Annotated in this window: 1 rRNA gene; it reads right to left on the minus strand. The window is 56.6% G+C overall.

The annotated features are described in order from the left end of the window. A 23S ribosomal RNA gene (locus HHX30_RS40325) occupies positions 1-754 on the minus strand; the annotation flags it as partial. Positions 755-823: the final 69 nt, after the last annotated feature.

Below are 823 nucleotides of genomic sequence, written 5' to 3' on the forward strand. Positions count from 1 at the left end.
ACGCCCTATTCAGACTCGCTTTCGCTACGGCTCCCCCACACGGGTTAACCTCGCCACACACCATAACTCGCAGGCTCATTCTTCAAAAGGCACGCAGTCACATCACAGCCGTCCGAAGACGACTACGCTCCTACGGCTTGTAGGCACACGGTTTCAGGTACTATTTCACGACCCCTCACCGGGGCGCTTTTCACCTTTCCCTCACGGTACTCGTTCACTATCGGTCATCAGGAAGTATTTAGGCTTACCAGGTGGTCCTGGCAGATTCACACAGGATTCCTCGAGCCCCGTGCTACTCGGGACGACTCCCAGCAGTCGGCAGAATTTCGCCTACCCGGCTATCACGGTCTACGGCCGCCCTTCCCAGAGCGTTCGACTACCCCACCGATTTCTCACTGCTCGAAGAGACGGCGGTCCCTTCCGGAAGATCCCACAACCCCGCACACGCAACGCCCGCCGGCTATCACACGCGCACGGTTTAGCCTCTTCCGCTTTCGCTCACCACTACTCACGGAATCACTAAATTGTTTTCTTTTCCTACGGGTACTGAGATGTTTCACTTCCCCGCGTTACCACCAACCGCCCTATACATTCAGACGGAGGCAACACCACATGACTGGTGCTAGGTTTCCCCATTCGGACATCCCCGGATCAACGTCTGGTTGGCGACTCCCCGAGGCTTAACGCAGCCTCCCACGTCCTTCATCGGCTCCTGATGCCAAGGCATCCACCGTGTGCCCTAAACAACTTGGCCACAAAGATGCTCGCGTCCACTATGCAATTCACAAACAACAACCAGACAACCAGCCCACCCCACCACCAA

This window comes from Microbispora sp. H10836, from assembly GCF_012999525.1.
Lineage (GTDB): Bacteria > Actinomycetota > Actinomycetes > Streptosporangiales > Streptosporangiaceae > Microbispora.